This is a genomic window from Bacillus sp. C-3-6, from assembly GCF_054509685.1.
In genome coordinates, this window is record NZ_CM137247.1 from 867,483 (window position 1) to 892,470 (window position 24,988).

The following is a 24,988-nucleotide window of genomic DNA, read 5'->3' on the forward strand; positions in this document are numbered from 1 at the left end:
TATAAATATTAATATCGAGGGCAAGGGGATGTAATATGAAAATCTGTAATGCGGTGACGAGTGATGTGAAAGAAATTTATAGTCTTATTGAGGTTTATGCAAAAGAGGGAGTTGTTTTACCGCGATCTCTTTTGTCTCTTTATCAATATTTGCAATGTTTATATGTTATGAAAGAAGACGAGAGAATTGTTGGAGTTGCTGGATTGCATGTATTGGGGGAAGATCTTGCAGAAATACGATCGTTAGTAGTTTCGCATACATATGCAGGGAAAGGGATAGGGCGTATGCTCGTAAATCATGTAATGGAGGAAGCTACAAAAATAAATGTAAGAAGAGTAATTTCCTTAACATATGAAACAGTATTTTTTCAAAAGTGTGGATTTGATTTTGTAAATAAAGAAACGTTGCCAGAGAAAGTATGGATTGATTGTAGACATTGCCCAAAGGTGGATTATTGTGATGAAGTGGCGATGGTGCGGTATGTTGGATGAAAAATTTATAGAGAAAAATTTCCCACTATTATTTACATATATAGTGGGAATATATATTTCCATAAGAAATGGACAGGTTATTAAGAATTTGAATTCTTTTGTCTCACGGCAAAATTATAAAGTGGATCTTTAAGTTCATAGTTATACGTTAAACCGTCGACAATTCCTACAACTTTATCATTATCATAAAGATCGAGCATAAATTGTGCCATTTGTTTTGCAGTGTGGAATTTTGGTACAACATTATCGTATTGGAATTCATCAATATCAAATGAACGTTTCGCAAATTCTGTTTCAGTTGCAGCAGGAGCTAAAACTTTTGCTTGCAGTTTTGCGCCTTGTTCTTTCAGTTCGTGAGACAGCCCTTCTGTAAATGCACTTACATAGAATTTCGTAGCGCAATACGTAACAGCATCAGCAACAATTGTGTATCCGCCGCCCGATGAAACGTTAATAAGCTGTGTTCCATCAACCATGGAATAATCTCGAACGAAAAGAGAAGAGAGTATTGTTAGTGCTTCTATATTTACATGTAACATCGTTTCGATTTTATTTAAATTTTGTTCAGCAATTGAGGCGAAATTACCAAAACCTGCGTTGTTAATCCACGTTTCAATTTGAAAAGCTTGTAGGCTTTCATAAAGTTTATAAACATCTTCAATCACAGATAAATCAGTTCTTCGAATGACAACATCCAACTCCGGATGCATTTCGTTAATTTTCAATTTTAATCCGTTTAATTCTTCTTGTCTTCGAGCTACAAGTACTAAATTTTTTCCGCGAGATGCAAATGCTAAAGCTGCTTCATAACCAATTCCGGAACTTGCGCCAGTAATAACCGTGTATTTCATATAAAATCCCCCTAAATTCAAATTCATTTATGGTTAGATTGTATTTGTTAGAGTATACTCTAAGTCAAATGTTTTTTATAAATTTGATACGGTTATAAAATATATGAGGGTAAGCATGTGAAGGGAGTTTTAGTATGTACACAATTAGCGAGGTAGCAAAATTATTAGGAGTGAGCACATATACACTACGTTATTATGAAAAGGAAAATATATTAATTGCAAATCGTGATACAAATGGAAATCGACTTTACGAAGAGTCACATATAAAGTGGTTGCAGTTTGTAATGAAATTAAAACAAACGCAAATGCCAATAGCGAAAATAAGAGAATACGCTAGATTATATACAGAAGGGGAGCATACAACAGAAGCTCGTTTACAGCTCCTAGAAGATCATAGGAAATCTATTCAGATTCAAAGAGAAAACTTAGAGGTTACAGAGAAGATGCTTGAGAATAAAATTAGTGCATACAAAAACTTATTGGAAAATAAATAGATGGTTGTTATGTGATGAAAAATGGATTTGATCTATGAGTATTTCATCATAGTGTGCGGACAAATAAAAAAGAGCAGCTAGCAAAAGCTAACTGCTCCATTCAAGGGATCTCTCCAAGGGGGAGTGGAGAAAATATTATGTTACTAGCATTATTGACAGATTATTGAGAAATATACAAATCGGATGAAAGAAATTTTAAATAAACTTTCGGCATTGACAGTTTTTAAAATGTTCATGTACAATATATATGAATGACATTCAGTCATTTTTTTTATGTGACAGGATGTAGTTAGTTTAAAAATGGAACAAATACAATGGTAAATGAGGATGATAGTTGTTTTTATATAGTATTGATGAAAGAGTATATTTTTTTAAAACAAAAATGACTGATAGTCAGTCATAAGAGGTGAGAGGTATGAAAAATAGAGCTTGGTTATATGTCATATTAACATGTATCTTTGAAATTTTTTGGGTGTTTGGTTTTAATACGGCTAATACTTGGTGGCATTGGATTATTATTTTAGGAGTTATCGCTGTTGATTTTCACTTCCTTTCTAAAGCGTGTGAACATCTTGCAACCGGGACTGTATATGCTGTTTTCGCCGGAGCTGGTACGGTAGGTACTTTCTTGATGGATGTATTTCTTTTCGGCGGGAGTTTCAGTGTAGGAAAATTATTCTTTATCGTGATGGTTGTAGCTGGCGTTATCGGTTTAAAGCTAGCTGATAATAAAGAAGAAACTGTGGAAGGAGCTGCTTAAAGATGGGTTGGTTTTTCGTATTTTGTGCTGCAATTAGTGAAATAGTCGGTGTGATAGGACTTAAAATGTATAGTAAAGATAAAACATTAGCCAATGGTGCGATTTATATAGGCGGGTTTGCTACATCCTTCGCATTTTTGTATACTTCCTTCTTATTTTTACAAGTCAGTGTCGCGTATGCGGTTTGGATCGGTATTGGAACAGCAGGTGCCGTTTTATTAAACATGTTCTTGTTTGGGGAGTCGAAAAGTAAAGCGCGTATTATTAGTGTGTTTCTTATTGTATGTGGAGTGACAGGATTAAAGGCACTTTCTTAAAGATATATTGTATTTCTATCTCCTAATTGTTTATTAGGAGATTTTATTATAAAAAAAATGATTTCCTCTTAGAGTTCACTATCATTGACAGTACAATCAATTATCTTATAAAATGAGTGACAGTCATTCAATATGCGTGTGAAAGGGTTTAGATGATGAATAAAAAAGAGAAAATTGTCTATGCAGCTATTGAAGTGTTTCAGGAAAAGGGCGTCGAAAAAACGAAGATTTCTGATATCGTGAAATTAGCTGGCATTGCGCAAGGAACTTTCTATTTATATTTTCCTTCTAAGCTATCTGTTATGCCTGCAATAGCAGAAGTGATGGTTGAAAAGATGATACTTGCAGTGAAAGAAAAAGTACAAAAAGATGTACCTTTTTCAAATAAAGTGGCACAAGTAATCGATGCGGTGTTTCACTTTATAGAGGAATACCGTGAAATACAAGCTTTAATGTATGCGGGTCTTGCATCTACAGAACATATAAAAGAGTGGGAAGCTGTGTATGAGCCTCTTTATATGTGGTTAAGTGAATTTTTAAGTGGGGCGAAAGAAGCTGGTGAAATTCGTGATTCGGTTCACGCAGAACGAACAGCGAAGTTATTTATCGCTCTTGTTGAATCAGCAGCGGAACAAGTTTATTTATATGATCATAAAGATGATGAGCAAGTCGAGCTACAAAAGGCAGAAGTACTAGATTTTTTAACACATGCACTACATATAAAGAAGTAGTAAGATGAACCTGTCTGAAAAGGTAGGTTCATTTTTGAGGAAAACTGAATGATAGTCATTCACCTAATGCTTATGTATGTGTGGAAGGATAGAGTGAAATTCTAATGAGTGGAGGCATCTTCACTCATTACTAGCCCGCAAAGAGCAGGATAAAGAAAAAGCTTCTTGGGCATTATTTTTTGAGAGGAACTTACGGGAAGAGGTGTTAAAAAGTGAAGAAACCGATAAAAGAACAAAAGATGGTATTGGTCATTCTTTTGAGTAATATATTTATCGCTTTTCTAGGGATTGGATTAATCATTCCGGTTATGCCGTCCTTTATGAATGATATGGGTTTAACAGGGAAGACGATGGGATATCTCGTTGCAGTATTTGCAATGGCACAGCTCATTACTTCACCTATTACAGGCCGATGGGTTGATCTTTACGGTAGGAAGAAAATGATAATCATTGGATTATTTATTTTTGGTGTTTCAGAGCTTCTTTTTGGATTGGGAAAAGATGTATGGATGCTTTATGTAGCAAGGGTGTTAGGCGGAATTAGTGCTGCGTTTATTATGCCTGGTGTTACGGCATATGTTGCGGATATTACATCTATTCAGGAACGTCCAAAGGCGATGGGATACTTATCTGCAGCGATTAGTACTGGATTCATTATAGGGCCTGGAATCGGCGGATTTATTGCAGAATACGGTATACGTGTGCCGTTTTTCGTTGCAGCAGCAATTGCCTTTATAGCATGTGTGATTTCGATCTTTATTTTAAAAGAACCGTTAATGAAAGAAGAACTTGCAGAGATTTCTTCTAATACGAAAGAATCAAGTTTTATTGGTGATTTAAAGAAATCATTACATCCAATGTATGCAATTGCATTTATTATCGTATTTGTACTCGCATTCGGATTATCAGCGTATGAAACAGTGTTTAGCTTATTTTCTGATCATAAATTTGGTTTCTCGCCGAAAGATATTGCAGCAATTATTACAATCAGTTCAATCTTTGGGGTAGTTGTGCAAGTATTTATGTTTGGCAAATTGGTAGACATGTTCGGTGAGAAAGTGTTAATTCAAATATGTTTAATTGTAGGTGCAGTATTAGCATTCGTCTCAACTGTAGTCTTTAATTATTGGATTGTACTTCTCGTTACTTGCTTCATTTTCTTAGCATTTGATTTACTTCGTCCAGCTTTAACGACGTTTTTATCAAAAGCAGCTGGAAAAGAGCAAGGATTCGTCGCTGGTATGAACTCAACTTATACGAGTTTAGGTAATATCGCAGGACCAGCGATGGGCGGAATATTATTTGATATGAATATTCATTATCCATATGCATTTTCAGGCGTTGTTTTAATAGTTGGTCTCGGCATTACATTTATGTGGAGAGAGAAACAGTTGGCTGAAAGTTTTGCTAAGTAATAAAACCCCTTACGACGGTAAGGGGTTTTTGTTTTATAAACTTAATCCAAACCGTTTTAATTCAATAAAAATCCCCTCTAATTGCTTTCCTTTATCCGTTAATGTGTACTCTACACGAGGCGGAACTTCTGGATATACTTTTCTCGTTATAATGCCTTGAGACTCTAATTCTTTTAGTCGAAGCGATAATGTTTTTGGACTAATACCATCCATTGATTTTTGTAAATCACTAAAGCGTAATGTTCCTTCGATAAGAAGGTCGCGAATGATTAAAAACGTCCATTTTGTACTAATTACATCAAGCGTTTTAGCGATAGGACAAGGTATGCCAGGTAAACCTTTCGTTAATTCAACTGGATCTATATTGTTCATGGAACAAGCCTCCATAAAATTTTTTTGGATGAATTTGCTTTATAGTATCACAAAACTATACTTTTGGTAACTATATGAAAAAAATATCACTACTTCCATAAATGAAGTTAGTGCATATACAATAGCAATACGAAACATAAAGGATTTATATGAGGAGGTGGTGATTTCCATGGGGATAAAAAAGTTATTTGGATTTCTGAGTTTGTTTGTTATTTGTATTGTGCTTGTAGCATGTGGTGTGGAACAAAAAACTGAAGCTCAGTTATTAAAAGAAATGCCAAAGCCAAAAGCAATGACAATTGATCCCTCACTAAGTAAAAAAGAAGCGACAGAAATGGTTCATGCGGCGCAGCGTTTTTATGCATTTTGGGATACAGGTAAGGAGGAACTTATTCCGCAGACTGTTACTAAAGATTTCTTCGATAATACATTGCCGAAAGGGCGACCACAAGGCATTGAAGGATTAAAGTTTGCAGCGCAAAATTTTCGTAAAGTTGTGCCTGATATACATTGCGAGATTGAAGACTTATTAGTTGTTGGTGATAAAGTAACAGCCCGTCTTTCTTTTACAGGAACGCATAATGGTAAGAAAATTAATTTTTTTGCAATTGATATTTTACATGTGAAAGACGGAAAGATAACGGAAGATTGGCATTTAGAAGATAATCTTACACTACAGCAGCAACTCGGCTTAATAGCTGAAGAGTAGATTATATAGGGGAGAGAAAAGTAATGAAAAATATATTTATTATAAATGGACATGAAAAATACGGTACAAAGGAAGGACGATTAAATAAAACGTTAGTAGATTATATGGTTACTCTATTAGGCGAGAATCATTATGTGAAAACAACAACGATTCAAGATGGTTACAATATTAAAGAAGAACAGGATAAATTTTTATGGGCCGATGTTGTTATTTATCAAACACCAATTTACTGGTTTAGTGTTCCAGGCTTATTTAAAACGTATACGGATGAAGTGTATGAATACGGTTTGTTCTTTAAAGGTGCAGATGAATACGGAACAGGTGGTTTATTAAAAGAGAAAGAGTATATGTTCTCTACAACTTGGAATGCACCTGAAAAAGCATTTGGAGACAAGACGAAGTTCTTTGAAGGAGAAAGTTTAGAATCAACGCTTAGTCATTTACACCGCGTGCAAAAGTTTCTCGGTATGAGTCCGTTAAAGAGTTTTGCTTGTTATGATGTGGTGAAGAATCCGGATATTGAGAAGTTTTTATTAAACTTGAAAGATCACTTAGATGGAGTAATTAAATAATAGTTTGCATCTGTATGTGAGGAAGGTACTACTAAGGATGTAGTACCTTCTCCTTTTATAAAAAATCATACTTTAATACGTGGATGGTTGTATCCATAACTTCGCAAAATTTGCCCAACCGAATGAATCAATTGTTACGTTTTTTAAAGAAGAAGGGTATGTTTTTCTTTTTAAAACGTGATAGTTAAATAAAATGATGTGTTCTGCTTGTAAAAACTCTTCAATCTCATACATGAGTTCATAACGCTTTTCTTTATTTTCTTCTAGTAAAAATGTATCTAGCAAACAGTTAATTTGTTTTTCGTAGTGTGGGTCCATGAACCGATTTACGAAGCAACTTTTATTTTTAAATACATTTAAGAATGCAAGTTCATGATTGGAAGCAAACACTTCTCCCATGAAAATAATATCGGCATGTTGATCGATAGAACGATTCATATAATCTGAAACGAGAAATGGGTGAAGCTCCACTTGTATACCTAAACTTTCACATCGTTCTTTTAGGAAATGTGCGTCATTTGCACTGTCTTTAAATGCGAAGAAATAAATATGTATCGTTTCTCCGTTATAGGTGCTCTTGTTTAAGTAAACTTTTGCTTTTTCTAAAGAGTAAGATCTTTTAGAAGCTTGGCTACTTCTTTCAGGGAAAAAGCTTGATGCAGCAATTGTTCGTCTTCCCTCTATGCTACGAAGTATCGTTTCAACATCATATAGTTCTCTCCAAGCCTTTCGAAAGTAAATGTCGTGATGAGGACCAGGTTTTGTAAAGTTGAAGCCAGCATAAATACAACCTATTTCTTCTATTTGTATATCATGCCTTTCATTTTCTTCTTCATTTGGTAGTTCATAATCAGCATCGATTTGTACATGATCAGGAATACCCCAAAATTCAATACGATCTAATAACGCGCGCTCTTTAAAATAATGAGTGAACGCTTCGAGTACGATATTGTCTTCAGAGTAATGAGCAAGTTTGAAAGGTCCAGTACCTATATAATGATGATTTTCAATACTAGCATCATGTGGCAAAATTGCTAGTTGTATGGAACTTACATAGTGTAAGAAAAATAAATTTGGTTTTGCTAAATGAAATCGAATTTGCAGTGGTGATGGTGTTTCAATTTGAACAATTTCTTCTGTTAACCATTCAAAAGGAGAGTGAACTTCTTTTAGTCTTTCAAATGAAAATCGTACATCTTTAGAAGTTAAAACTGTTTCGTTATGAAAATATACATCCTTTCGTAAATAAAAAGTCCACGTCAGCCCGTCTTCACTTAATTCCCACGTATGCGCAATGTGTGGTTCCATTTTTTCCGTAACATCGTTATAAACGACTAAAGTATCAAAAATTTGACTCGTAAGATGGCTCTCTGTAGTTACAGCCACAAAAGCCGGATCTAATGGGACTATCTTTCTCGATATAGGAATTTTTAATATGTCGTACATATCATTTGAAGGTTCGTATCCAAAATGATGATGTAGTTTATTTTCTATCTTTTTTTGAAGTGCAAGGGGGAGGGGTTCTTTTAAAAGAAGAAAGATATCTTTTAATTTTTCTTGCGCTAACAGTTCATCTGTATAGGACTCAATCGCTTCTACGAAATTATGTATAAATAGAATTTCTGTTTTATTTCCGCGTCCTCGCCCAGGAGTCCAGCTAATTAATTGCTCCTCGCTCATTTTCTTTAATAAAATCTTTACGTTTTTCGTACTACAATATAAAACATCCGCTAATTCTTGTAAGCTATTTCGCATATGTTGTTGATCTTGTGCATGTAGTCTTAGTCTAATGTAATAGTCCATAATTTTCATATATACACTTCCTTCTATCATAAAAGGGGAAACTCTTTAGAATATTCTAACCTTTTTCTTCCTTTTTTTCAAAGTAAAATAAGTAAGCATAAGGAGGGGGAAACAATGGGATTTTGGAGTATGCATCGAAATATAAAAATTAGAATTATAACTTCGTTTTTAACACGTACTGTGTCCACAATGATTTTTCCATTTATGGCGATTTATTTTTCAATAAAGTTAGGTAGTGCGATTGCTGGTGCGTTACTACTTATTAATGTCATAGCTTCGTTAGTAATTGGTTTATACGGTGGATATGTTGGGGATCGGCTTGGGCGTAAAAAGGTTATGATTATCGGTCAAAGTATACAAGTCATTTCCATTGCTTGTATGGGAGTTGCGAATTCGGATTACGTTGACTCACCATGGCTAACATTTGTGTTTATGTTAGTGAATAGTTTAGGCTCTGGACTTATGAATCCTGCGACAGAGGCGATGTTAATTGATGTGAGTACACCTGAAAATCGAAAAGTGATGTACAGCATTAACTACTGGGCGATTAATTTATCTATTGCAATTGGAGCAATATTTGGTGGATTACTATTTGAAAACTATAGATTGCAATTGTTTATCGTATTAACTCTTGTTGCAATTATTACTTTATATGTAATGGCTGTATATATGGAAGAAGTGTATGTAGCGAGAAAAACGGTGGAGAAGAAAAATATATTAAAAGATATGGCGGATAGTTATAAAGTCGTAATGAAAGATAGAGCGTTTTTAATTTTTTGTGCAGCGAGTATATGTACATTATCGTTAGAGTTTCAAATTAATAATTATTTAGGGGTACGTTTGCAGAAGGAATTTGAAACAGTACAATTTTTCTTCAGTAATGGTTTTACGTTTGATTTAACGGGTATTCGAATGCTGAGCTGGATTTCAGCGGAGAATACAATTTTAGTTGTGTTATGTTCAGCACTTCTTATAAAAATGCTGAAAAGCTTCAACGATTTGAAAATCTTATATGTAGGTTTATTCATTTATACAATTGGATTTACAATACTCGGAACGAGCAATAGTTTATGGATTTTATTAATTGCAGGGCTTTTCCAAACAGTAGGTGAGATGATGTATGTGCCAGTACGTCAATCTATTATGGCAGATATGGTGCCAAATGAGGCAAGAGGTTCTTATATGGCGATTAACGGAATGGTCTTTCAAGTGGCAAAAATGAACGGAGCATTAGGTGTTATGCTAGGTTCATTTATTGCATCTTGGGGCATGAGTGCTCTGTACTTTATCGTTGGTATGAGCAGTATTTTATTATTTATGAAGGCAATAGGGAAAGAGAAGTATGAGGATGAGAGAAATGTTTCTCAAATTGGATGAAACTATATAAAAGCGAACCAGTTATACTGGGACTCGCTTTTTATATAATTTTTAGAACGGGTCAACTTCAGCTAAATCAGGGTTAGCATTCGGATTTGTTAATAAGGTTTTCAGCTCAACTACTTCTGAGAGAGCAACGAGGATATAACCACTAATAAGGACGATGAGTCCAATGACCCGTAATGTTTGCAGTGTAATGTCACGGCTATTGTTTTCGGAGTTGTCTTGGGGCGGAGAAGGTGGATTATTGTTCATAGTTAGGCTCCCATCTTTTTTATTTATATGTGCGAAATCATTATTTAACTTATGGATAGGAATTATATAGTCATTTTCACTATATGAAAAATGCCTATGAAAAGTGATAAGGAATTTTGGGGCGAGAAAAGAGAGGAATCCAAAAGATTATTAAAACTGAACTTTTGGGTTCCCCTCTTTTTATTTATCCTGCTATTTGTGGTGGTCGGATTGCCTGTAAACGACCAGTTGGTGAGGGCTAATAATCAGTGGGGACGAATAAAACCCCACTGATTAATTATTTTCATGTAAATAAAAGGAGGTTAGTTAACCAAAGTATTTATCCTAATATACGCAACGATTCTTCAATAAACGCCGGTATATCTTCTGGTTGTCTACTTGTGACTAACTGATTTTGGCATACGACTACTTGTTTGTCGTGAAAGTTTCCGCCAGCGTTTTTTAAATCGACTTCAATAGATTTATATCCAGTTACATCACGTCCTTCAAGTGTTTGTGCAGTGATGAGTAGCTGAGGTCCGTGACAAATAGCGAAAACGGGTTTGTCCGCATCCATAAATGCTTTACTAAAACGTACAAAACGCTCATCTGCACGGAGTATATCAGGGGAAAATCCACCTGGTATGAAGAGGGCATCAAAGTTCTCTGGAGAAACATCATCAATACTTTTATCAATTACGACTTCACTTTTTCCTTGCTTACCGTGTACTGTTTTCCCTTTTTCCATTTCAATGGTTGTTAATTCATATTCCTTTTGATTAAAAGCTGCTACCGGCTCTGTGTATTCTGTGTCCTCGAAATAATCCGTTATTAAAATAGCAATTTTTTTACTCATTGCATTCAGCTCCTTACATTATATTGTCGGTTCCAGAATCATCCTTGAGCAATGCCTTTTATAAAGTGAAACTTGAATTCATATTTTTTCATTCCCTCCACTTTCTTTGCCCTGTTAATTTAATAAATACCCTTTTTATTAGGACGTAAACATGTATTATCGTTTTTGTATGTAAAAATCATAAAATATCGGTTGTTTCAGTGATTCTTGTTTGAGGAAGCAAAATAAAAAATCCAAGGAGATAATTTATTTGCTCCTTGGATTTTAAGATATTTCTTTTCGTTAAAACGAAGAAACGCGTTGCTTCGTTTTTGGTACAATAATAAATTTGATCCAGAGTAACCCGACAATCATAATGATAAGGCTATGTAAAAATTGACCTGTAGCAATGAGTATAACACTCGAAAATACAATGAGTTGAATGCTTAGCAATATAAAGATTAAGCTAAGAAATTGCTTCATCCTTTCTTCAGTATGGATTGGATATAATGCTACAATAATATTTCCCGAAAAATATTTCCACAGTGAACGGAGCTGCATAGAAATCATATATAGAACGATGTAAGCGATAGCGCCTTTTACGTATATATTTGGTATGAAATATAAGGCGAAAGCACCGAGCAATCCTAAGCGAATATATATACCGAAATAATCATTCCCGCGTAAAAATGCTAATGTATGTAAATAGAAGAAAGTTGCTCTTTTTTTATGTAATAAAGGTTCAATCCAATTTGTAAGCCATTTTCTTTTATTTACTTGTTTGTTCAGTTGCGGAACATCAGTGAAGATGCTAGCGAATTGATAAAAACGAACATTCATTTTTTCTTCTTGCTCGATTATGTAATCCCACGGTATTCGTTTTGTAGGCTGTTTTTTTGTATATAGAAGTAGGAAAGCAAGTAGTAAGAGTAATCCGCCTAATATGAGAACATTTGCGGAATAAAACAGCATGAAAATGATTAGGGCGTTACAAGTAATACGAATGATTAGCCATATGTTTTTTTCGTGACTATCACGCCACATCCAATGTATGTACATGTTCCAGGCTTTCGTAATCATTAACATGATAAAGATTGTACATAAAAAAGGAACCGTTAATTGCAATGATTGCATAGCAAGTGGAACGAGAATAAGGAACGTAAATAACAATGGGAAAAGCTGAATGATGTAATTGTATAGAAGAGATTTTTTGAAATAAGATGTTAACTTCTCTTCTAGTGCTAGTAAATAGACAGCATCAGGTTTTTGAATAAATGTACGGATAGGGCATCTCGTTATAATGAATGTAAGTACAATCGTTATAATTATTAAAGATATTCCTTTAGAAGGAGATGCTTTTAGAAACTGAGCATAATAATATGCACCAACGCATGAAATAAAGATAAAGCTATATAGTAAACCGTTAATCATACGTGCAAAGTATGTAATGATATTTTGAATATGTTGTTGGAAGCGACTGCTCCATAGCGATTCGATTGACATGTTTTTCACCTCTTTGTTCTATTATATATGTTTTACAAAAGAAAAAACGAGCAAATTGCGTTATGCAACTTGCCCGTTTTTCTTTTCGTTATTTTTTTTCTGATCACGATTCATTAATGGATAGAAAGCAAATCCGATTACGAATAAACCAATTCCGAGAAGGAACGTTTTTATATCGGATGCGCCGGTTTTAATAACCCATAGTGCGTAGCAAAGTGCGATAACTGCGACTATGCCATCTGTAATTCTTGCCCGCATTTCATTTTTATATGTTTCACCAGTTGCGACTAGTTTTAACTGGAAGATTGGTGAAACGAGATATGGAATGAGGTAGGCCAGTGTTGATACGGTAATAACGAATGTATAAGCTTCCGCAATGGTTCCTGATAATGTTGAGAATAGGAACACTTGCGACATAATGTTTGTTAATCGTAATGAGTAAATTGGACTTCCTTTTTTATTTGTTTTCGTGAAGAAGGAAGGGAAGAAACCTTCTTTTGCTGCTTGATATGGTACTTCTGAGCTTAATAAAATCCAGCCTAAGATAGAACCGAACAGGGAAGTAAGAGCAAGTAATGCCATCAGTTTCCCGCCGCCATGACCCATTGCAGCGTTTAATGCATCTGCTAATGGACGTTCAGAAGCTTGTAATTTATCAACGTGAAGTACACCCATTGTTAAAATTGTAATTCCTAAGTAAATCGCAACTGTAATAAGTAATCCCGCAACTGTTGCACGTTTTACCGTTTTTGGAGAAACAGCACGGTTTGATAAAAGAACGGCTGATTCAATTCCGATAAACGCCCAAAGCGTTGTAAGAGCAGCTAAATTTACTTGTGAAAGAAGACCGTGTGATGCACCTGATTTATCAATCATCGGTGTGTACCATTGTCCAAATTTAGAAGCTTCGAATGCAAATAACGTAACGACGATGAATAAAAGGAATCCAGTTACTTTCGTTGTTGTTGCTAAGAAGTTTAGTTTTCCAGCTCCGCTTACACCATTTGTTAATATAATATGAGTTCCCCAAAGTAAGATGGAACAAATCATAAATGTAATTAGTTTTCCGACTTCTATGTTAAAAGAACCGATTGAAAATAGTAGTCGCGTATCTTTCATAATTGGGAAGAAGAGTGATAAATATCCCGCAAATGATGTAATGATGGCAACGTTACTTGCCCAGTTTGCAACCCAATATCCCCATACCATACTGAATCCAGCCATTTTTTTCTTTTTTGGTGTTGAGAATAAAGCATATGCATGACTTTGTGGTCCTGTCGTTAAATCAGGACGACGAATTGCTAAATTACCGAAAACAAGAGCTAGCATTAAAACACCAAACCCTGTTGTTAACCAAGCTAAAGTGACACCGAGTGGGCTTGCTGTTTGTGCCAACGTACTTGGCACCATGAAAATACCAGCGCCAACCATGTTACCGACAACGAAAGCTGTTAGTACCCAAAAGCCCCATTTTTTTTGTTGCATAGAAAATACCTCCAAAGTTAGTATAACCAAGTCAAGCGAGGAGATATGTATGTCTTCTTAGTAGAGAAGAGAAGTCCCAAACAAAACAAAAAAAGCACGTAATCTGCCGCTACATGCTTTCTATCTTATAAGAAACCCACGACATACCTCTCGATAGCTCTCCACAAACGAAACGTTTGTGACAGTTCTGCACTTATTAAATGCAGACCCAGCAAGCGTGCATGGTGGACACGACTTACTTCGGCAACCATTCCTTTCTCATTCCTTCATCAATGCCACTACATCTCCTGAAATGATACTCTTAATGATTGCAACCTCTACCTCACCGAGATACGAATGAGGATTTAAATATTAAATTAACGTCTTTAAGAGTAACAAATGTATTTTTATACGTCAATGGATATAGTAATAATCAGATTATAGAGAAGAGTTTGTGATTAAAAGTAAGAGGGATTGTTATGTGATATTTGAATTTTCGTAATATAATACATGTTATTGGCGCTAGATGATTGAAAAGGGGATGAAATAAATGTCTGTATGTCATAAACATTCAGTAATAGGTGTGTTAGATTCGGGAGTTGGGGGATTAACAGTTGCGAGCGAAATTATAAGACAATTGCCTAAAGAAAGCATTTATTATATTGGTGATAATAAGCGTTGCCCGTATGGGCCAAGAAGTGTAGAGGAGGTGCAATCTTTCGTATTTGAAATGGTTGAGTTCCTCAAACAGTTTCCATTAAAAGCGCTAGTCGTAGCATGTAATACTGCTGCAGCTGCTGCATTGACTGCGCTGCAAGAAGCACTTTCCATTCCAGTTATTGGCGTTATACATCCAGGAGCAAGAGCGGCAATTAAAGTAACAAAGAAAGAGAAAATCGGAGTAATTGGAACTGTAGGTACGATAAAATCTAATATGTATGAAAAAGCATTACATGAGCTTGATACATATTTGGAAGTGTATAGTCATGCGTGTCCGACTTTAGCTACAGTTGTAGAAAATCGATTAGAAGATATAGCATATGTCACGCAGCAAGTGAAACAAGCTTTACTTCCATTAACGAAAGAAGATATAGATACGTTAATTCTTGGATGTACGCATTATCCACTTTTAGAGTCCTATATTAAAAAGGAACTAGGAGAGGCTGTAACGATTATTAGTTCTGCAGAAGAAACAGCGATAGAGTTAAGTACCATTTTACAGCACAAAGGAATTTTGTCTGACAATCTGAATCCGAAGCATCGTTTTTTTACAACGGGATCTGTTTTATCATTTGAACATATTGCTGAGCGATGGCTAGGATATCACATTTCTGTAGAATGTGTGGATTTACCCGTAAAGAATGCTCGTATCTGTAATTAGACTGTATTAAAGTACTTTTTGTTCAATAAATTAGGTTAGTTGCATAAGAAGGAAAAAATGCACTTTTAATTGAAATGATTAAGGTCATTTTAATTAAAGGAGAGGTTTGATTATGGAATTATCAAGATCTCAATTATTTGCTTTAGAGTATATTTCAAAATATGCAGAGAACGAAAAACGTGGGGCTAAAGCAACAATTAATCATATACTTAACATGTGTAATATTACAGATGAAATATTTGAAGAAGCTGTCGCTAATTTAAAATCTCATGCAAGGATCGCTTTACACTTTCATCCAGACAGACTAGATTCGAGTATGAAAAGTGTTGCTGAAGCATTGTTTGAACAAGGAGTATATAAAAGTCAATTTGAAACGTTGCTATCTAATGGAAGCGTATCTGCTTACCCTGGTGGTGAACGTGACCTTTGGGAAAAGAGAATATTTGGAGGGGCATATCAATTAGAAGGCGTAACGAATGATCAACGTCCAAAATACGGAGCGCTAAATTTGATGTTACATCCAGATGGGCCGGCTCCGCGTTTTGGATCCTGTTATTTTCTCTTATCTCCAAAAGTTTCTTCGCGCTCTACATATACATATTTAGATTCACATCAAGATCCGAAAGAAAAGGGGACTTATGAGGAGTTTGATATGATTTTAGCTGCTCTTTTGGAAGAGGCATTCGTAAGAGATTTTGCAATTGGTGAAGGAAATTTGACTCCAACAATAATAATTAATCATTTATTGGCTAATCTGAAAAGGCCGTTTATAGATTTAGTAAGCAAAGAGCCAGCCCGTAATCTTAATCATTATATTGAAGCGCAGATTCATGGAGAGATTTCTCTTAAAGAAGACGTAGAGGTGCTTGTTGCAGATCCTTCATTTAAGGGTACGGTTGTAGGAAGAGTTTTAGAAGAAATTTGCCTGAAGTATGCTATTGATTTGTATTGGCACATCGGTTTTGTACTTATGGTAGACGAAGTTCCGATGGATTTTAGAGGTTCAAAAATGCCATCTTTAGCAAGACGCATTGCAAGGAATCATTGTATCGATGCAAATATAATTGGCTCTGCTGTAGTGGATTTGAAGCGCAATCCATTATCTTGGAGTGATCGTGGCACTTATGAAGAAGTGCTTCAGGAATTAAAATTATTATGGCATGTTTTAGTTCGATTTGGAAAACCAAATCGGAAGTAGAATGAAATACTTCGTTTTTCGGAAGTATTTATATAGAAAAGAAGCTGATCTAAAAATAGATCAGCTTCTTTTTATAAGATTAAACTAAGTTTAATACAGTTACTTTTTCACGTGTCATAGACTCAAGGCTCTTACGAATACCTTGTGCGCCCATACCTGAACCTTTTACACCGATGAATGGGAAGTGATCAGGGCCGCGCTCTGTACGTCCGTTAATTTGAACAGAACCAGTTTCGATTTTGTTAGCAATTGCAAATGCTTTGTTAATGTCTTTTGTGAAGACACTTGCTTGCAGACCGAACTCTGATTTGTTAGCAATTTCAATTGCTTGCTCGTCTGAAGAAACACGGATGATTGGAAGGATTGGGCCAAATGGCTCTTCCCAAGCAACTTTCATTTCTTCTGTTACGTGGTCGATTAATGTTGGGTAAATTAAGTTACGCTCACGTTTGTTACCGATAACGATTGTAGCACCTTTTTCAACAGCATCGTCAACTAAGCCTTGAACGAAGTCAGCAGACTTGTCGTCGATTAATGGAACGATTGTGCTGTCTTGTTCTGGAGATCCAACTGATAGTTCAGCTACTTGCGCTTTTAATAAGCTAACAAGCTCGTCCGCTACGTTTTCGTGTACAAGTACACGTTTAATAGCTGTACAACGTTGACCAGAGTAAGAGAATGCACCGCTTACGATATGGTTTGCAGCATCTTGTAAGTCAGCATCTTCACGAACGATACCAGGATCTTTACCACCAAGTTCTAATACAAGTGGAATCATTGAAGCTTTTTTCGCTAAATGTTTACCTGTGTTTGTACCACCTGTGAACGATACCATATTGATGCCTTCGTGTTCTACTAAGTAGTCACCAATTACAGAACCGCGTCCTGTAGCTACGTTTACAAGACCTTTTGGAAGGCCAGCTTTGTGAAGTGCTTCAACCATTTTAATACCACTAATTGCACCTTGAGTTGCTGGTTTGAAAATAACAGCGTTACCCATAATTAATGCTGGTGCAAGTTTTGCAGCAGATAAGTTTACTGGGTAGTTAAATGGTGCGATTGCTAATACAACACCAAGTGGTGCGCGTTGGATGATCGCAAGTTTCGATTTCGTTCCGCCAGGGAAGCTATCGCCCATCATGCTTTCTCCGTGCATATGTAAAGCTTCTTCGATCGTGTAACGAATGAAGTCAGCTGTACGAACAACTTCTTTCTTCGCATCTTTATAGCCTTTACCGACTTCTTTCATAATGATATCGGCAATTTCATCCTGCATATTTACGAGCTCATCAGCCCATTTATATAAGTATTTTGCGCGATCTTGTAGGGAAGCTTCAGCCCATGATTTTTGAGCTTCTTTTGCAGATGCAATTGCTTCATCTACTTCTCCGCGAGTAATTGCTTGTACTTGTCCAATTACTTCGTGTAAGTATGGAGATGGAATTTCGATTGTTTCTCCTGAAGAGCTTTCTCTCCATTCTCCGTCTAAATAAAATTTGTACGTATTGCTAGTTGTCATGATTAGTCCTCCTAAAATAGCAACTTGTAAGAGTGAGTATAAGGTGATTGTAGGGGGTTTGATAACATTTTTCAAATGAAATGTTTGTGAAAACGATTTCTTATTCTTTTTTTATTTTGTATGCCCTTTCTTACAGAACATTCTTTTATTTCAAACTGGTTTATTATGTCATGAACCATTTGCATTTTCGTGCATTTTACTTTATGTGTAAAAAAAACAATTGACAGAATACTCAATAAAGTTGTAAGATTATAAATGGAAAATAAATGAAGGGGGTGTGCGTAATGATTGTAATCGTAAATGTAATGAGCTTAGCTCTGTTAAATGGCAGAAAACATTTATATCATTACGCAACCCGTGCGGATATATAGGGCATCTTTGTCTTATAAAAAGCGTACGTTGCGTATATCGTAACGTACGCTTTTTATGCATTCCTGTGCATATCGTCAAGCGGCGGTATGCTTTTTTTTGTTTATTTTCCATATTCCTATATAAAACTTTGGAAGGTGGAAAAATGTGATGAGATTGTATGGGTTACGAAATGTAAATGTGATGGGTCTGGATAGTGGATAAAGAAATGAGAGGTAAACGAGAACGAGAAGGGAGAGGTTATATTGTTATCAGTATTACTAAAGTTAAAATGGTTTTTTAGGGAGCACTGGAAGAGATATAGTATTGCCATTGGAGCTCTTTTAATTGTGAATATAGTTGAAGTTATTCCCCCGAAAGTGTTAGGGGTTACGATAGATAACATAAAAACAGGAACGTTATCGAACGAAGCAATTATGCAATCTATTCTTATTTTAATAGGGGTTACAATCGTTGGGTATGGTCTTACTTTCGTATGGCAACATCAATTGTTTGGAGGTGCATTTGTACTTGAGAAAACGATGCGCTCTAAATTTATGGGGCATTTACTTAAGATGACGCCGACTTTTTATCAAAAAAATCGTACTGGCGACTTAATGGCGAGGGCAACGAATGATTTAAAAGCAATCGCTATGACAGCTGGTTTTGGTATATTAACGCTTGTGGATTCTAGTTTATACATGCTTACGATCGTTTTTATGATGGGATTTACAATTAGTTGGGAGCTTACATTTGCAGCGCTTATTCCGCTTCCAATTATGGCGTATGCGATGAATATATATGGAAAGAAATTGCATGAAAGATTTACCGTTGCGCAAGATGCGTTTGGTGATATGAACGATAAAGTGCTTGAATCAATCGCTGGTGTGCGTGTTATTCGTGCATACGTACAAGAGAATGCAGACGAGGAAAGATTTCATCACTTAGGAGATGACGTCTACGAAAAAAATATGAAAGTAGCGAGAATTGACGCATTATTCCAACCAACTGTGAAAATGCTTGTTGGCCTTAGTTATTTAATCGGTTTAGTGTACGGGGCATATCTTGTATTTCAATCAAAGGTAACACTTGGTGAACTTGTTTCATTTAACGTGTATTTAGGGATGATGATTTGGCCGATGTTTGCAATTGGTGAATTAATTAATGTTATGCAAAGAGGAAATGCTTCGCTTGACCGTGTGAATGAAACGTTAGCGTATGAACCAGATGTAAAGGATCCGAAACATCCAAAGCTTGTGCAAGAGCCGGATTATATTCAGTTTGATGACGTTACCTTTTCATATCCTTCATCAACTGAAACAAATTTAAAAAAGGTTTCGTTTACCTTAAAACAAGGGGAGACGCTTGGGGTTGTCGGAAAAACAGGAAGCGGGAAAACGACGCTTGTACGTCAGCTTCTTCGTCAATATCCACTTGGAGATGGAGATATTGCAGTTTCTGATGTGACATTAGATAAAATGACGAATGAAAATGTACTCGGCTGGATTGGTTATGTACCGCAGGAGCATATTTTGTTCTCAAAAACAGCGCGAGAAAATATTTTATTCGGAAATAGGGAAGCGACTGAAGAAGAACTAGAGAAAGCAATTGAAATTGCTGCGTTTAAAAAGGATTTAGAGTTTTTACCAGAAGGGTTAGAAACGCTCGTTGGAGAGAAAGGTGTTTCTTTATCAGGAGGGCAAAAACAAAGGATCTCGATTGCAAGAGCTGTTATTCAAAATCCAGAAATTTTAATTTTGGACGATTCTTTATCAGCTGTAGATGCTCGTACGGAAGCAGCGATCATTGAAAATATAAGAACGGAAAGAAGCGGAAAGACGACGATTATTACGACGCATCGTTTATCAGCAGTGCAACATGCGGATTGGATTCTCGTTATGGATGAAGGCGCAGTTATAGAAGAAGGTACGCATGCTCAGCTTATCCAAAAGGGAGGATGGTATGCCGAACAGTTTGAAAGACAACAAGGTGAAAGTGAAAGTGCGGATAGTGGGGTGAAAATATGAGCGTTTCAAAACGATTGTTTCAATACGCGATGAAAGTGAAAGGGACGATTTTTGCTGCGATGTTAATGTTATTTATTTTCGTCATCGCAGAGCTTGCTGGTCCTTTCGTCGCTAAAACGATGATTGACGATCATATCGTCGGGATAGAGAAACCTTGGTATGAAACAGAACAGAGTGAAGATGCTGTTTCGTATAATGGGGCTTTTTATAAGCGAAGTGATCGCTTTGAACAAGGCGAGAAAAAAGGAAAAGAAGTACGCGTGATGCAAGTCGGTTTTCAATATTATTTTGTACCGAATAAAGTAAATGCGGAAGGATCACGTACTGTAAAAGGGGATATGATTACCGTTCAAAATGGTAAGGCGGTGCAAGTTTATAAAGCGAAAGCATTAACAAAGGAAGAAGTATTTGCATTTTATAAGCCAGAAATAAACCGTCTATTATTACTTGGTGGTGGCTATTTTGCTTTATTAGTAGTCGTATCATTATTTGCATACGGAAAGCAGTTCTTCTTGCAAAAGGCAGCGAACAAAATTATTCAAATTATGAGGGAAGATGTTTTTTCTCATATTCAAACGTTGCCAATTCGGTACTTTGATCATTTACCGGCGGGGAAAATTGTTTCGCGTGTGACGAATGATACAGAGGCCATTCGTGATTTATATGTAACGGTGCTGGCAACATTCGTTTCTAGTATCATCTATATTATTGGGATATTTGCTGCGCTATTTTTATTAGATGTGAAGCTCGCTTCATTATGTTTATTAATTATCCCAATTTTAATTGTTTGGGCGATTCTTTATAGAAAATACGCGTCTGTATACAATCATAAAATGCGCTCTCGTTTATCTGATATTAACGGAACAGTAAATGAATCCATTCAAGGGATGCCAATTATTCAAGCGTTCCGTCAAGAGCGTGAAACGAAAAAAGAATTTGAAGAATTAAATGGCGATTATTTTAAGTATCAAAATAAAATTTTAAATTTAAATGCAGCAACTTCGCATAACTTAGTAGCCGTATTAAGAAATATCGCTTTCACAGGAGTAATTTGGTATTTCGGCGGTGCGTCATTAAGTGCTACAGGTATTATTTCACTTGGGGTACTGTATGCGTTCGTCGATTATTTAACACGATTATTCTCGCCAATTACGAATATGGTGAACCAGCTTGCAAACTTAGAGCAAGCGCGCGTTGCATCAGAACGTGTCTTTGAATTGTTAGAGGAAAAAGGGGAAGCGGTAGAAGAAGAACGCATGCCTCGTTTAAAAGGAAATGTAAAATTTGATAATGTATCATTTTCTTATAATGGAAAAGATGAAGTGTTAAAAAATATTTCTTTTGAAGCGAAACAAGGCGAGACAGTGGCACTTGTTGGTCATACTGGATCAGGAAAAAGTTCTATCATGAATGTACTCTTTCAATTTTATGAGTTTGAAAAAGGAAAGCTTACGATTGACGGTCACGATGTAAGAGAAATGCCGAAACAAGCAACTCGTGAGCATATGGGAATCGTACTGCAAGATCCGTTTTTATTTAGCGGGACGGTCGCTTCCAATGTAAGCTTAGAAAACGAAAAAATTTCAAAAGAGCGTATCATAAAAGCATTGCATGATGTTGGTGCTGAAAGATTTGCAAACAATATAAATGAAGAAATTACAGAAAAGGGAAGTACGCTTTCCACTGGAGAACGTCAGCTTATTTCGTTTGCTAGGGCGCTTGCTTTTGATCCAGCTATCTTAATTTTAGATGAAGCAACGTCTAGTATTGATACAGAAACAGAGGCGATGATTCAACAAGCACTAGAAGTTGTGAAAAAAGGAAGAACGACATTTATTATTGCTCACCGTCTTTCAACAATTAAAAGTGCGGATCAAATTATTGTACTCGATAGAGGAACAATCTTAGAAAAAGGCTCTCATGATGAACTAATGAAAAAGCGTGGGCGTTATTATGATATGTATAAAACGCAAATGGAAGGCAATCAGAGTGCTTAATAGGTATGGAGGAGAACTTGTGATTTTCACAAGTTCTTTTTTATTGATGAACATGTCGACTCTTTAGCGAATTACGACAGTTAAATAAGAAGTATTGTTTTACCTTTTTCTTTATAAATGCTATATTAAAAAATGTTACTTATTTTTTGTATGTAGCGTTATTTTTCCCTTTTGTTTGATTATGAAGAAAAAGGATAAACTAAATAAGAACATTTTCATTGAAAAATTGTTCAAGATTGCATACAATCAATATAGTTTTTAAATTCCTATCAGAATACTTGGAGGATTACAATCATGAAGAAATTATTTTCAGTGCTTGCAGTAACTACATTAGCGATCGGGATTGTAGCCGGCTGCGGTAAAGAAGAGAAAAAAGATACAGCTAGTCAAGATGCGTTACAAAAGATTAAACAAAGCGGTGAACTTGTAATTGGTACAGAAGGTACATATCCACCATTTACGTTCCACGATTCAAGCAATAAATTAACTGGATTTGATGTTGAATTAGCAGAAGAAGTTGCAAAACGTTTAGGTGTAAAGCCTGTATTTAAAGAAACACAGTGGGATAGCTTACTTGCTGGTCTTGATGCAAAACGTTTCGATATGGTTGCAAACGAAGTTGGTATTCGTGAAGATCGTCAAAAGAAATACGATTTCTCTAAGCCATACGTTTCATCTTCAGCGGCATTAGTTATTGCAAAAGATAAAGATAAGCCTGCTACATTTGCTGATGTAAAAGGATTAAAAGGAGCACAATCTTTAACGAGTAACTATGCAGATATCGCTAAGAAAAATGGTGCGGAAATTATTGGTGTAGAAGGATTTAGCCAAGCAGCAGAATTATTAGCTTCGGGACGCGTTGATTTTACAATTAATGATAAGTTATCAGTATTAAATTATTTAGAAACGAAAAAAGATGCGAAAATTAAAATTGTAGATACTGAAAAAGAAGCTTCAGAAAGTGGATTCTTATTCCGTAAAGGTAGCGATAAGCTTGTACAAGAAGTAGATAAAGCGTTAGAAGATATGAAAAAAGACGGTACGTATGACAAAATAACGAAAAAATGGTTCGGTGAAAATGTATCTAAGTAGTGCATTGGTTTCAGATCGATTGTCTACTTGGATAGATATTATGCAGACTTCCTTCATGCCTATGCTGAAGGAAGCTGTTTTTACAACAATTCCATTAACGCTTATTACATTTATTATCGGGATTATACTGGCGACGTTAACAGCGCTCGCACGTATTTCAGGTAGTCGTATTTTACAATGGATTGCTCGTATCTATGTATCTATCATTCGCGGAACGCCACTTCTTGTACAATTATTTATTATTTTCTATGGACTTCCAACTCTTAATATTGAAGTTGAGCCATATACAGCAGCAGTTGTTGGATTTTCATTAAATGTCGGTGCATATGCATCGGAAATTATTCGTGCTTCTATCCTTTCCATTCCGAAAGGGCAGTGGGAAGCAGCTTACACAATTGGGATGACATACCCGCAAGCGTTAAAACGTGTTATTTTACCACAAGCAACGCGCGTATCAATCCCGCCGCTTTCGAATACATTTATTAGCTTAGTGAAGGATACTTCATTAGCATCGTTAATTTTAGTAACAGAAATGTTCCGAAAAGCGCAGGAAATTGCGGCGATGAACTACGAATTTTTAATTGTTTATTTTGAAGCAGGTCTTATTTATTGGGTTATTTGTTTCTTATTATCAATCGTACAACAGATGTTAGAAAAGCGTTCAGAACGCTATACGTTAAAATAATCCTTTTACAAAAGGAGTTTTTGTTTTTATGATTTCAATTCAACATTTACAAAAAAGTTTCGGAGATAATACCGTACTAAAGCATATAGATTTATCAGTTGAGAAGGGCGAAGTTGTTGTTATTATCGGGCCGTCTGGATCTGGTAAAACGACATTCTTGCGTTGTCTCAACGTACTAGAAACACCGGATGCTGGTAATATTAGCATCGGTAATAAAGAGCTTAATTTCGCTCAAAAAGTATCGAAGAAAGATATTGTAAATCTTCGTACGCAAACAGGTATGGTCTTCCAGCACCATAACTTATTCCCTCATTTAACAGCACTTCAGAATGTAATGGAAGGGCTCATTACAGTGAAAAAAGTAGGGAAAGAAGAAGCAAAGAAAAAAGCAAACTATTTCCTTGAAAAAGTTGGTTTAGCAGATAAAGTGGATTTATATCCATTCCAATTATCAGGTGGACAACAACAGCGCGTTGGAATTGCGCGCGCGCTTGCGATGGAGCCAGAAGTGTTACTATTTGATGAGCCGACTTCAGCGCTTGATCCTGAACTCGTTCAAGAGGTTTTAAAAGTAATGAAAGAACTTGCTAAAGAAGGCATGACGATGGTTATTGTAACGCACGAAATGCGTTTTGCACATCAAATTGCCAACCGTGTTATTTTCATGGATGGTGGTGTCGTTGTCGAACAAGGTACACCAGAAGAAGTATTTACAAATCCAAAAGAAGAACGTACGAAGAAGTTTTTACAAATGTTGCAGTAAATTAAGAAAGGTCTCAGGGTATATGCCCTGAGACCTTTTTGCCATATATA

General features: G+C 35.8%; 24 protein-coding genes and 1 riboswitch. Of the genes, 16 read left to right on the plus strand and 8 right to left on the minus strand.

Features of this window, described 5'->3' with window-relative positions; genetic code table 11:
• The first annotated feature begins 35 nt into the window (after window positions 1-35).
• On the plus strand, window positions 36-491 hold the full coding sequence (locus ACW0JX_RS04450) for an N-acetyltransferase (RefSeq protein WP_000686667.1): 456 nt from the start codon (window positions 36-38) through the stop codon (window positions 489-491).
• Window positions 492-571: 80 nt separating this feature from the next.
• Here the strand turns inward: ACW0JX_RS04450 and ACW0JX_RS04455 are convergent, their stop codons facing one another.
• Window positions 572-1,342 carry an SDR family NAD(P)-dependent oxidoreductase gene (locus tag ACW0JX_RS04455; protein WP_089170467.1) on the minus strand — a complete coding sequence of 257 codons (771 nt, stop codon included), beginning with the start codon at window positions 1,340-1,342 and terminating at the stop codon, window positions 572-574.
• Between the two features lie 134 nt (window positions 1,343-1,476).
• Here ACW0JX_RS04455 and ACW0JX_RS04460 point away from each other — a divergent pair, with 134 nt between their 5' ends.
• From ACW0JX_RS04460 to ACW0JX_RS04480, 5 genes are all read left to right on the plus strand, one after another.
• On the plus strand, window positions 1,477-1,836 hold the full coding sequence (locus ACW0JX_RS04460; RefSeq protein WP_043936790.1) for a MerR family transcriptional regulator: 360 nt from the start codon (window positions 1,477-1,479) through the stop codon (window positions 1,834-1,836).
• Window positions 1,837-2,251: 415 nt separating this feature from the next.
• Window positions 2,252-2,596 carry a DMT family transporter gene (locus ACW0JX_RS04465; protein WP_000796022.1) on the plus strand — a complete coding sequence of 115 codons (345 nt, stop codon included), beginning with the start codon at window positions 2,252-2,254 and terminating at the stop codon, window positions 2,594-2,596.
• Between the two features lie 2 nt (window positions 2,597-2,598).
• Window positions 2,599-2,913, plus strand: a complete 315-nt coding sequence (locus tag ACW0JX_RS04470) for a DMT family transporter (protein WP_000539671.1) — start codon at window positions 2,599-2,601, stop codon at window positions 2,911-2,913.
• 152 nt (window positions 2,914-3,065) lie between these two features.
• Complete coding sequence (locus ACW0JX_RS04475; protein WP_002162922.1) at window positions 3,066-3,644, plus strand: TetR family transcriptional regulator; 579 nt, start codon at window positions 3,066-3,068, stop codon at window positions 3,642-3,644.
• Between the two features lie 212 nt (window positions 3,645-3,856).
• Window positions 3,857-5,059, plus strand: coding sequence for an MFS transporter (locus tag ACW0JX_RS04480; RefSeq protein ID WP_459245407.1), 1,203 nt, complete (start codon window positions 3,857-3,859; stop codon window positions 5,057-5,059).
• 33 nt (window positions 5,060-5,092) lie between these two features.
• On the opposite strand, the gene ACW0JX_RS04485 is transcribed toward ACW0JX_RS04480, so the two are convergent.
• On the minus strand, window positions 5,093-5,431 hold the full coding sequence (locus ACW0JX_RS04485; RefSeq protein WP_001059470.1) for a winged helix-turn-helix transcriptional regulator: 339 nt from the start codon (window positions 5,429-5,431) through the stop codon (window positions 5,093-5,095).
• A 169-nt stretch (window positions 5,432-5,600) separates the two neighbouring features.
• Between ACW0JX_RS04485 and ACW0JX_RS04490 the strand changes: the two genes are divergently transcribed.
• Together ACW0JX_RS04490 and ACW0JX_RS04495 are read left to right on the plus strand one after the other, a co-directional pair.
• Window positions 5,601-6,140 (plus strand): ester cyclase, encoded by a 540-nt coding sequence (locus ACW0JX_RS04490; RefSeq protein WP_459245408.1) that lies wholly within the window; start codon window positions 5,601-5,603, stop codon window positions 6,138-6,140.
• Between the two features lie 23 nt (window positions 6,141-6,163).
• Window positions 6,164-6,712, plus strand: a complete 549-nt coding sequence (locus ACW0JX_RS04495; RefSeq protein WP_459245409.1) for an NAD(P)H-dependent oxidoreductase — start codon at window positions 6,164-6,166, stop codon at window positions 6,710-6,712.
• Window positions 6,713-6,784: 72 nt separating this feature from the next.
• Here the strand turns inward: ACW0JX_RS04495 and ACW0JX_RS04500 are convergent, their stop codons facing one another.
• Window positions 6,785-8,545 carry an SgrR family transcriptional regulator gene (locus ACW0JX_RS04500; protein ID WP_142947101.1) on the minus strand — a complete coding sequence of 587 codons (1,761 nt, stop codon included), beginning with the start codon at window positions 8,543-8,545 and terminating at the stop codon, window positions 6,785-6,787.
• Window positions 8,546-8,629: 84 nt separating this feature from the next.
• Between ACW0JX_RS04500 and ACW0JX_RS04505 the strand changes: the two genes are divergently transcribed.
• Window positions 8,630-9,892: an MDR family MFS transporter gene (locus ACW0JX_RS04505; RefSeq protein WP_069355057.1), complete on the plus strand. Its 1,263-nt coding sequence runs from the start codon at window positions 8,630-8,632 to the stop codon at window positions 9,890-9,892.
• A 51-nt stretch (window positions 9,893-9,943) separates the two neighbouring features.
• On the opposite strand, the gene ACW0JX_RS04510 is transcribed toward ACW0JX_RS04505, so the two are convergent.
• From ACW0JX_RS04510 to ACW0JX_RS04525, 4 genes are all read right to left on the minus strand, one after another.
• Entirely contained in the window at window positions 9,944-10,147 is a 204-nt protein-coding gene (locus ACW0JX_RS04510) for a hypothetical protein (RefSeq protein ID WP_459245410.1), read from the minus strand.
• 319 nt (window positions 10,148-10,466) lie between these two features.
• Window positions 10,467-10,982: a type 1 glutamine amidotransferase domain-containing protein gene (locus tag ACW0JX_RS04515; protein ID WP_078401218.1), complete on the minus strand. Its 516-nt coding sequence runs from the start codon at window positions 10,980-10,982 to the stop codon at window positions 10,467-10,469.
• 282 nt (window positions 10,983-11,264) lie between these two features.
• Window positions 11,265-12,464 (minus strand): ABC transporter permease, encoded by a 1,200-nt coding sequence (locus tag ACW0JX_RS04520; RefSeq protein WP_459245411.1) that lies wholly within the window; start codon window positions 12,462-12,464, stop codon window positions 11,265-11,267.
• Window positions 12,465-12,524: 60 nt separating this feature from the next.
• Window positions 12,525-13,949 (minus strand): amino acid permease, encoded by a 1,425-nt coding sequence (locus ACW0JX_RS04525; RefSeq protein WP_459245412.1) that lies wholly within the window; start codon window positions 13,947-13,949, stop codon window positions 12,525-12,527.
• Between the two features lie 146 nt (window positions 13,950-14,095).
• Window positions 14,096-14,277, minus strand: a riboswitch (Lysine riboswitch).
• A 201-nt stretch (window positions 14,278-14,478) separates the two neighbouring features.
• Between ACW0JX_RS04525 and racE the strand changes: the two genes are divergently transcribed.
• Complete coding sequence (racE, locus tag ACW0JX_RS04530; protein ID WP_411996115.1) at window positions 14,479-15,309, plus strand: glutamate racemase; 831 nt, start codon at window positions 14,479-14,481, stop codon at window positions 15,307-15,309.
• A gap of 112 nt (window positions 15,310-15,421) precedes the next feature.
• Window positions 15,422-16,507 carry a DUF3626 domain-containing protein gene (locus ACW0JX_RS04535; protein WP_098976767.1) on the plus strand — a complete coding sequence of 362 codons (1,086 nt, stop codon included), beginning with the start codon at window positions 15,422-15,424 and terminating at the stop codon, window positions 16,505-16,507.
• A 79-nt stretch (window positions 16,508-16,586) separates the two neighbouring features.
• Here the strand turns inward: ACW0JX_RS04535 and gapN are convergent, their stop codons facing one another.
• The gene (gene gapN / locus ACW0JX_RS04540; protein ID WP_000213615.1) at window positions 16,587-18,026 is read right to left on the minus strand and encodes an NADP-dependent glyceraldehyde-3-phosphate dehydrogenase; all 1,440 of its coding nucleotides are present in this window, start codon (window positions 18,024-18,026) and stop codon (window positions 16,587-16,589) included.
• Between the two features lie 614 nt (window positions 18,027-18,640).
• Between gapN and ACW0JX_RS04545 the strand changes: the two genes are divergently transcribed.
• From ACW0JX_RS04545 to ACW0JX_RS04565, 5 genes are all read left to right on the plus strand, one after another.
• Window positions 18,641-20,401 (plus strand): ABC transporter ATP-binding protein, encoded by a 1,761-nt coding sequence (locus tag ACW0JX_RS04545; RefSeq protein WP_000953785.1) that lies wholly within the window; start codon window positions 18,641-18,643, stop codon window positions 20,399-20,401.
• The gene (locus ACW0JX_RS04550) at window positions 20,398-22,398 is read left to right on the plus strand and encodes an ABC transporter ATP-binding protein (RefSeq protein ID WP_063245585.1); all 2,001 of its coding nucleotides are present in this window, start codon (window positions 20,398-20,400) and stop codon (window positions 22,396-22,398) included. The genes ACW0JX_RS04545 and ACW0JX_RS04550 overlap by 4 nt, the downstream gene beginning before the upstream one ends.
• A 294-nt stretch (window positions 22,399-22,692) precedes the next feature.
• Entirely contained in the window at window positions 22,693-23,490 is a 798-nt protein-coding gene (locus tag ACW0JX_RS04555) for an amino acid ABC transporter substrate-binding protein (RefSeq protein WP_000732843.1), read from the plus strand.
• A complete protein-coding gene (locus tag ACW0JX_RS04560) occupies window positions 23,477-24,175 on the plus strand; it encodes an amino acid ABC transporter permease (RefSeq protein WP_000281499.1) in 699 nt (232 codons plus the stop codon). Before ACW0JX_RS04555 ends, ACW0JX_RS04560 begins: the two co-directional genes overlap by 14 nt.
• Before the next feature lie 28 nt (window positions 24,176-24,203).
• Complete coding sequence (locus ACW0JX_RS04565) at window positions 24,204-24,938, plus strand: amino acid ABC transporter ATP-binding protein (protein WP_000623591.1); 735 nt, start codon at window positions 24,204-24,206, stop codon at window positions 24,936-24,938.
• Window positions 24,939-24,988 lie beyond the last annotated feature (50 nt).